The sequence below is a fragment of the Parashewanella curva genome, assembly GCF_003675895.1.
GTDB lineage: Bacteria > Pseudomonadota > Gammaproteobacteria > Enterobacterales > Shewanellaceae > Parashewanella > Parashewanella curva.
The window spans coordinates 67,255-74,898 of the sequence record NZ_ML014767.1 but is presented as its reverse complement, the minus strand read 5'-3'; the positions used below and the strand labels follow the sequence as shown (position 1 = coordinate 74,898).

The 7,644-nt window shown below is 41.2% G+C and carries 5 protein-coding genes; 4 read left to right on the top strand and 1 reads right to left on the bottom strand.

Features of this window, described 5'->3' with window-relative positions; genetic code table 11:
* The first annotated feature begins 409 nt into the window (after positions 1-409).
* The 4 genes from D5018_RS07890 to D5018_RS07875 all read left to right on the top strand — a co-directional run bounded on the left by D5018_RS07890 (position 410) and on the right by D5018_RS07875 (position 6,693).
* A complete protein-coding gene (locus D5018_RS07890; protein WP_121838461.1) occupies positions 410-2,116 on the top strand; it encodes a DUF4856 domain-containing protein in 1,707 nt (568 codons plus the stop codon).
* A 128-nt stretch (positions 2,117-2,244) separates the two neighbouring features.
* Complete coding sequence (locus D5018_RS07885; RefSeq protein WP_121838460.1) at positions 2,245-3,489, top strand: imelysin family protein; 1,245 nt, start codon at positions 2,245-2,247, stop codon at positions 3,487-3,489.
* Entirely contained in the window at positions 3,489-5,687 is a 2,199-nt protein-coding gene (locus tag D5018_RS07880; protein WP_121838459.1) for a TonB-dependent receptor family protein, read from the top strand. Before D5018_RS07885 ends, D5018_RS07880 begins: the two co-directional genes overlap by 1 nt.
* A 22-nt stretch (positions 5,688-5,709) precedes the next feature.
* Positions 5,710-6,693, top strand: a complete 984-nt coding sequence (locus D5018_RS07875) for a sterol desaturase family protein (protein WP_121838458.1) — start codon at positions 5,710-5,712, stop codon at positions 6,691-6,693.
* Here D5018_RS07875 and D5018_RS07870 read toward each other — a convergent pair.
* Positions 6,690-7,556 (bottom strand): GNAT family N-acetyltransferase, encoded by an 867-nt coding sequence (locus tag D5018_RS07870; RefSeq protein ID WP_121838457.1) that lies wholly within the window; start codon positions 7,554-7,556, stop codon positions 6,690-6,692. The two genes, D5018_RS07875 and D5018_RS07870, sit on opposite strands and share 4 nt — an antisense overlap.
* Positions 7,557-7,644 lie beyond the last annotated feature (88 nt).

The following is a 7,644-nucleotide window of genomic DNA, read 5'->3' as shown; positions in this document are numbered from 1 at the left end:
ACCGACAATGAGAGAAGAATGGGCGCTTCCATTAATGGAAAACTTTTATCGTTACCTTAAAAATCATCGTATTTACCGCAGTGTCTTTGGGATTATTTGATTTAGAAATATGAGGGGATCTTTAAGTAAAGCCCCATTTTTAATCCTCTCCCATGTAATGCAGCACATTACAATTTACACCCTCTTTAGAGTTTTTAAACTAAAAATACTAGGTTATTGATACAAATAACAAATACTAAAATACCCCACCTATATATAACTTTTAGGTATTGATATAGATCAAAAACTTCTAAAGTTTACGCAAATCTAACTGAGAACAGTTCGTATTTCCACATCCATTTGTGATAACATCCACCTCAAATTTGTTACAAACGTTACACTTCCTACGACACAAAGGTTTGATAAGCGCATGAAAAAGCAAAATCTAGCTCTAGCAGTATCAGCTGCACTGGTTCTATCTGCATGTGGCGGTAGTTCAGATAAAGACAACACTCCTCAAAATGTAGCACCATCTGATATCACGTTAAGTGCCATGAAAGTTGACGAAAACATGGCAGGTGCAACCATTGGTACTTTGTCTGCAACCGATGCTGATTCAGGCGACACTCACACCTATAGTGTTGAAGGCGACATGTTCAAAGTTGATGGCAATACTTTAAAACTTGCTGATAACAAAATTGCTAACTATGAAATGGCAAAAGAGCTTAAAGCTAAAGTTACAGCTAAAGATAAAGCAGGCGCAACGCTCACCAAAGAGCTCACAATTTCAGTTTCTGATTTACCAGACTATGACTTTATGAGTAAGTTCAAAGAGGGTGAATCTAGCGTTTCTTATACAGGTCAAACGGCTCGCCATGCATTAATTGCTGAGCTTACTAACTATATTGGCGATCAGTTACAAAAAGACATTGATGATGAAACCTTAAAAACTCGTGATGATGTTTTAAACGCATTGAACCGCTATTTCCGTACTTCAACTGAACAGTACGACAACTTTGCATTAAAAGCGTTCGATGGTGCTAAGCAAGGATTTTTAGCTGATATTTCAAGCAGCCATAAAAGTCTTGAAGGAAAAATCGCAGGCCGTGATCCTTCTAAGCAACATAAAAACTGGTTACAAGAAGGTGAAAACAGTGGTCAGTTTGCAGGTTGGAATGCTAAAGGTTCAACCACTCCTGAAAAGCTCGTTGATATCTTCTTTGGTCAGCTTGCAGACAACGCTGAAATCGAAATCGGCGGAACAGAACGCACCTTTAACGGTAAAACAATTCCTGTTTACCTAAACACTGACGGTACCGATCTAAAGCAATTGATCCAAAAATTCCTGCTTATGGCCATCACCTACTCACAAGGTACGGATGATTACTTAGATGAAGGTTTAGGCAACGATAACACTGCTGGTGACAGTGATGGCGCTAAGCCATACTCAAGCCTAGAACATCAATTTGATGAAGGCTTCGGTTACTTTGGTGCCGCTCGCGATTACCTTGCTTACACCGATGATGAAATTGCTAAAAAAGGTGGTCGTGACAACTGGCAAGGTAAGCACGACACTAATGGCGATGGCAAAATTGATTTAACTTCTGAAATCAACTTTGGCCAATCAGTAAACGCCGCTAAGCGTGACCGTGGAACTAAAGATAACGCTAAACCAACTGATTTCACTAAAACCACTATGGAAGCATTTATTGCTGGTCGTAAAATCATCAATGATGCCGCAGGTAATGCTTTAACTGACGCACAAATGACTGAGCTAAAAGCTCAACGTGACATCGCGGTAGACGGTTGGGAAAAAGCGATTGCAGCAACAGTAATTCACTACATCAATGACACCCGTGCTGACTTAGAAAAGCTAAAAACCAACGCAGAAGACTACAGCTATTCAGATCTTGCTAAGCACTGGTCAGAAATGAAAGGCTTTGGTTTGGGTCTACAGTTCAATCCACATTCAGACATTACTGATGCACAGTTTGAACAAATCCATACTCTGATGGGTACCAAGCCAGTAATGGTTGAAGCTGATGACATCGAAACGTATAGAGATAACCTGCTACAAGCTCGTGACATTATCGCTGAAGCATTGAAGTTGAATTCTGAAAATGTGGAAAAGTGGTAATATCTATCTCTTTTTAAAAGAGAAAGTGATTTAAATCTAAAGCTTGGCTCTATGCCAAGCTTTGCTGTATCTATAGCTTTCAGTTTTCTCAAAGCTCAAGGTATTAAAATAACAAGGTAAATTCAGTCATGAAAGATACGCGTCTACTCTCAATATTGGCACTGGGTATTTCCGCTGCCTTACTTTCAGGGTGCGGTGAAAGCACATCAAGCAATGCAGGACCTGATTTTGGCGACAAACCAGTGACTCCAGCACCTGATAATGGTAATGGCTTTAATCAAAAAGCACTAATTGCCAACCTCGCTGATAATGTGATTGCGCCAACTTTCGCTGAATTTAGGCAAGATGCCATTGCTCAGCAGCAGGCTGTTAACGCATATTGCCAACAAGAAACAGCATTAGCAGCTAATAATGCTAGCGCTGAAAATGTACAAACCGCGCTCACAACCGCACAAAATAGCTGGACTAAAGCCATTGGCGTTTGGCAACAAGCAGAGTTAATGCAAGTTGGCCCGTTATTAGCCAATGATGCCCAGCTTCGAAATAGCATTTACTCATGGCCAACGGTAAGTAGCTGTGGTGTCGATTTTGATGTGATGTTCTTTAAGACTGGCACCGTTAATGGCGCACCTTATGACATTACCAAACGTACCGCCAACCGCCGTGGCTTAGACGCACTTGAATATTTGCTGTTCAACAAAAATCTCGCTAGCAGCTGTACTACTGCCGCACCTTCTGGCTGGGATAATTTAACTGACTCTGAAAAGAAAATCGCTCGCTGTAACTTTGCCGTTGAAGTCGCAAAAGATATCAAGAACAGTGCAGATACAGTGGTTTCTAGTTGGACAGCACACACAGCTTTACTAAAAAAAGCAGGTGAATCGGGTAGTGGTTTTAGCTCAGAGCACGAAGCGGTCAACCGCTTTAGTGATGCAATGTTCTATCTTGACTCAACCACCAAAGATATTAAGTTAGCATATCCACTAGGCATAGCAGAGAAAAACTCCTGTGGCGCAGAAGCTTGCCCTCAAGATGTTGAGTCTAAATACGCTCACCAGTCAATTAAACACATAATTAATAACCTTGAAGCTTTCGAACGCCTATTAAAAGGTGGAGAAGGAATAGGTTTCACGGATTACCTTGTAAATGAAGGCGATCAAGACACGGCGAACATCATGCTTTCTGATGTTCAAAAAGCCATTACGAGTGCCAAAGCATATCAAACAACACTTGCTCAAGCGCTTGAAAATAATTCAGAGCAAGTTACCCAAACCCATGCCGAAGTGAAAAAAGTCACCGACAAACTCAAAACTGACTTCATCAATAGCTTAGCCTTAACACTTCCAAAAACATCAGCGGGAGATAACGACTAATGAACAAGCAATTTAAAATCGGCGCTATCGCTACCGCTGTCACCTCTGTTTTTTCAACGCCCGTTTTAGCTGAAGATAGCGCAGCGGATAAACTGATTGAACGTGTACAAATCATAGGTCAAAAACAAAAACTAAAAACCGAATCAGGGTCTGCGACGTTTATTGGTGAAGAAGAGCTTGCACAATTCAAGTTTGATGACATTAACCGAGTGCTATACAGCATTCCCGGTGTCAATATTCGCGAAGAAGATGGTTTTGGTCTGCGTCCGAATATTGGCTTTCGTGGAGTAACGCCTGAGCGCAGTAAGAAAATCACCATAATGGAAGATGGCGTGTTAATTGGCCCTGCTCCTTACTCGGCGCCTGCGGCCTATTATTTCCCAATGATGACCAAAATCAACTCGCTGGAAGTATTTAAAGGCCCTTCAGCGATCAAGTATGGTCCGTTTACCGTAGCGGGCGCACTAAACTTAACCACTCGCCCTGTACCAAGTGCCTTAGAAGGCGCTATTGATTTATCTGTCGGTAGCAATGGTTATCAAAAAATTCACGGGTATGCCGGTGATACCCATGGAAAATTTGGTTACCTTGTTGAGGCGGCAAAGGTTAAATCTGATGGTTTTAAAGAGCTTGATGGTGGAGGAGATACTGGCTTTGATAAAAACGACATCATGGCTAAATTCCAATATGATTTTTCAACCGACAGCTACAACCAAATTGTCGAGCTAAAGATCGATTACGCCGATGAGGTTTCTAACGAAACCTACCTCGGCCTAACCGATGCGGATTTTAAGCAGAATCCCAACCGTCGCTATACGGCTAGCCAAAAAGATAAAATGGATTGGGATCACCAGCAAGTCATGTTGACCCACTTTATTGGCAATGATGATTTTGATGTAACTACAAAAGTGTATCGTCACGATTTCAAGCGTTCTTGGTTTAAGATTAATGGATTAAAGCGGCAAGGTGGCGGCACGTTACCTGCGTTACAAAATATATTAGCTGAACCTGAGCGTTACGAGGACTTACTGCGTCTTCTTAAAGGTGAAATAGACAGTTCCAGAAATAATGAATTAATTATTCTTGGTGATAACAATCGTAAGTTCTATTCACAAGGTATTCAGTCTGAGTTGTATTGGTACACTAAATTAGCAGGGCTAAAACACAGCTTCAATATTGGTGCGCGCTTCCACCAAGATCAAATCCAACGTCGTCATACAGAAGATTCATTCTTGATGACTTCTAGCCAGCTAGTGAGTGATGGTATTGCTCAAGTTGCCACCAGCACTAATTTAGAAGAAACAGATGCTATCTCAATTTTCATCAAAGATACGATTAGCTACAAAGCGCTTGATGTCACCGTTGGTGTTCGTGGTGAATTTATTGATGCTTATTTTCAAAACCAAGCCCCAAGTAAAGACGGGGATTGGCAAAAGAAAAGTACTCAAATTTGGTTACCTAGCCTAAGCGCTTTCTATAAGCTATCGGATAACTCAGGGGTATTCTTCGGTATTCATGAAGGCTTTGTGCCATCAAGTCCTAAACAGCCATCCAGCATAAAGCCTGAAAACAGCATTAACTATGAACTGGGTGGACGCTATAACAATGGTAACACTAACCTTGAAGCGACCGTATTCTTCAACGATATTGAGAATCTCATTGAAACCTGTGGTTTTTCAAATTGTGGTCAAGATGATGAAAAAGAGTTTAATAGTGGTAAAGCCAGCGTTGCAGGTTTAGAGCTCACTGCTGGTCATACATTTACATTAAATTCCAGTTTTGATTTACCTGTTAGCCTTGCTTACACCTACACCAAAGCCAAATTTGATACTGCTTTTGAATCGGCTTTTCCACAGTGGGGAAATGTGAAAAAAGGCGATAAATTACCTTACACGCCAGAAAATCAGCTCACACTAAAAGTTGGTATTCAAGCGAATGACTGGGGAATTAATGCAATCGGCAGATACATTGATTCAATGCAAGAAGCGTCAGGTGAAGGCGTGTTATTATCTGGTGTTGAAACCGATGCGCTGTCTATCGTCGATTTATCGGCAAACTACAGCTTTGATAAATACGGTGTCATCTATTTAAAAGTGGATAATGTATTTGATAAGCAGGAAATTGTTAGCCGTCGTCCTTATGGAGCACGACCAAGTAAAGCGCGTCAAGCCTTTGTGGGTTATCAGTATCAGTTCTAGTCAATAATGTGTGTGAGGTACAGTGATGGAATTTCTAACCAGCAATTTTAAGGAATTATCACTGTACGTATTTGACCCCAATAAGCGTATTTATTGGGGTTATATTGTCTCTGCCATCTTGCTGGCACTTCCCGTTTTCTTTTTCACATTAAAGCAATCAGCAGAAAAAGCGTCGTTTTTTGGCTTTTTGCGTTTTCTGTTTCCCAAACACATCTATTTAGCCACGTCAGCCAAGCATGACTATGCCTTGCTAGTATTAAATAAACTGCTTAAAGCGGCACTATTTCCAACCATCGTATTAACTATGGTGCCTGTTGCGCTTGGCGTATCTGACGCATTTGAGTGGGTATTTGGCGCACACGAGCCTGTAATGTCATCTGAAATAGGCATTATGGTTGTCTTTACCTTATTGCTGTTTATTTTTGACGACTTTACTCGGTTCTACTTACACTATTTACTACACCGTATCCCTTTCTTATGGGAGTTTCATAAGGTTCATCATTCAGCTACTGTACTCACACCCTTTACCATTTATCGCTCACATCCTGTTGAAAGCTATTTGTATGCTTGTCGTATGGCGTTAACACAAGGCTTTGTTGTTGGTTTGTGTTATTACCTATTTGGTCCATCACTCAAAATGTATGACATTGTTGGTGCCAACGTATTTGTATTTGCCTTCAACGTCATGGGCAGTAACTTACGCCACAGTCATATCTGGCTAAGCTGGGGAGATAAAGTAGAGAATTGGTTTATTAGCCCAGCTCAGCACCAAGTTCATCACAGTGCAAATCCGAAGCATTTTGATACCAATTTAGGTTCAGCATTGTCGATTTGGGACAGATTAAATCGAAGCTTGATCAAAGCTTCTGAAATCAACTCTCCTCTAAAATTGGGGATTGGAAAACAATACCAACAGCATGAAACCTTGTGGGGGATTTATATTAACCCGTTTATTCAAGCTGGCTTAAAGCTAAAAGGTTTGTTGCCGTCACGCGTAAGAAACTAACCCATTTCCAGCGTGCACACACCAAAAATACCTTTTACGTTTAATTGAGGTTGCTTGCCCTTGTACATTCGCATGCAATCAAATTGATTTTCAGTCAGCTCTGCTTGATGAATAAAATGTGAGCCAGCAGGATTCCCTTCTGGGATATCGATATAAAGTATGCTCTCTACAGGAACTTGGGCTGCTAAACCATGCAGCAACTCTATAGCTTCATCAACACCTTCGGCATAAATTGGACCGACTCGATAGCCGTTAACCGCTTTTCTCAAACATGCAAAACCGGATAATTCACCGTAACTATCGTGGATACAGGCGAACTTTTTAGAAGGATCATTCACTGCCCACGTTTGCCAAAATGCAGATCTTGGCTCTGGAACAAATGGCGCTTCAAAAGCAGTAAGGGTATCAATTTCAGGGCAAGTTAAGCTGACATTTTCATCGATGGATTCATGGCCTTGCACTTGATAGTAAAACTGGCGATGAAGATAAGCATCTACAAAGCCTTTTTTGGCATAGTTATCTCTTTGTGCCACCACACCATCGATCCCAATAACTTTGACGCCTTTTTGCTTCATCTCGTCCAACAAATGATTTGTTAGTGCCAACCCAAAACCTTGACCTCTTTGCTCGGGGTTCAGCACCAAATAGCAACCCGCAAAGGCATACTTTTGTTGGTAAATAATATAGGAGGCGAAAGAAACCGGCTGATCTTGATGTAATGCGACAGCGAAATGAGTATTGGTGCAGTCTGGATAAGTGTGGATGTCGTGAATACCGGGATTCCAACCTTCTTTTATGATCCCATTGAATAACAGCGATATTTCGTCTTGGTTCGCCTCACGAAAAACCAGTTCTTCCTTCATGCTATAGCTCCACAATCATTGCTTATTGAGAGTGTAGGCAAAGAGTCTGGCTTTTTCAGTTTATCGCAGCAGATATTCGATGTTTGTT